Source organism: Paenibacillus sp. J22P143, assembly GCF_059692035.1.
Genome location: NZ_JCAUAQ010000067.1, coordinates 1 through 1,401, shown reverse-complemented (window position 1 = coordinate 1,401; position 1,401 = coordinate 1). Strand labels below are relative to the sequence as shown.

At 42.9% G+C, this 1,401-nt stretch carries 1 protein-coding gene; it reads right to left on the bottom strand.

What is annotated here, in order from left to right; genetic code table 11:
* Nucleotides 1-202 precede the first annotated feature (202 nt).
* Nucleotides 203-1,352 (bottom strand): IS3 family transposase gene (locus AC58PQ_RS29500; protein ID WP_497247955.1). Its coding sequence is split into 2 segments (ribosomal slippage): nucleotides 203-1,079 and nucleotides 1,078-1,352, totalling 1,152 coding nucleotides; the frame shifts between segments, so codons are not numbered across the junction.
* Nucleotides 1,353-1,401 lie beyond the last annotated feature (49 nt).

Here is a 1,401-nt window from a genome sequence, read left to right as displayed (position 1 = left end):
TATGGTGCTACAAGATGTCAAGACAGTTATTTTAATATAGTTAAGGTGTGAAATGATTCACAATGTTCAGTGGGTAATGAGACGTGAATGTTCTAGTGCTTTGCCTGAGATGGAACAAGAATTAATTATTCCCAATTGAATATTGTCCACAGGTGGCGGACATAGCTTAAGCGAAGGCGCGGGAGGAAAGATTCTTCCTCCGTTATTCAGATGTGGATAAGAGTACAACCTCACGATTATACACAGCAGCTGGCGTGTGCTTCTGCAGAGACTGATGCGGTAAGTAGTGATTGTGAAGATGAATGTAATTTTTAATGCCGTTACGAGTCTCGCGAGGGCTGTTATATTCGTTTAGATAAATTTCATTGTACTTCAAACTACGCCAAAATCGTTCAATTGCAATATTGTCAGTTGCACGACCTTTACCATCCATACTGATGCGAATGTGGTTTTCCTTCAGCAAATCGATGTACTTTGGACTTGTGAAATGACTGCCTTGGTCACTGTTAACAATACCAGGCTTTCGTTTTGCCAGTGCCCTTTTCATCGTTTCAAGCACAAAACCAATCTCTAAGCTTTGATCAAGCTGCCAGTCAACGATATAACGAGAGTACCAGTCTATAATAGCGTATAAGTACATCCAGCCATGTTTCATCCGAATATATGTGATGTCAACACTCCAGACTTGTTCAGGCTCTGTGATAGCTAATTTGCGCAGCAGATAGGGATATATCCTATGCTGAAGATCTCGCTTGCTTAAGTTTGGACCAGGATAAATCGCCATGATCCCCATCTCACGCATATACCGCCGAACCGTATTTTCATGAATCCGATCTTGCTCGCGATTCATGATGGAAGCAATCGTTCGATACCCCATAAATGGATGCTTCGTGTAAAGCTCATCAATCCGGTGTTTGAGGCGAATCTCCTCCGAGGAGGGAGGAACCGGTTTGTAATAAAGGCTAGAGCGGTTCAAGCTTAATAGGTTCGCTTGAACCAGGATAGGATGTTCAGGGCAGTCCCATTCCAAGAGATCAATGCGTTCTTCACGGGAAAGATTAGAGGCCAGATTTTTTTTTGAGCCACGACAATTGGGTGGTCAATCTACCCACCTCGCCGTAGAGTTCATCGATTTGCTGTTCGTAGTCTTGTTTCATTTTCGTGATGCCTTTACGATCATCGACAAACAATTGTGAGAGGTTTTGTACCGCCTCTAGTTTCCACCGGTTGAGGACATTCGTATGTATACCCTCTTCGGATGCGAGCAGCGATACTGTCTTTTCTTCCTTCAAAATTTCCAGTACCAACCGAGCTTTTTCCTCTGGGCTGAACTTCCTTCTTGGACCTGTCATACAACTAAGAAACTCCTTTTTTGCTGTCTAGTTTATATGTAGCATTATA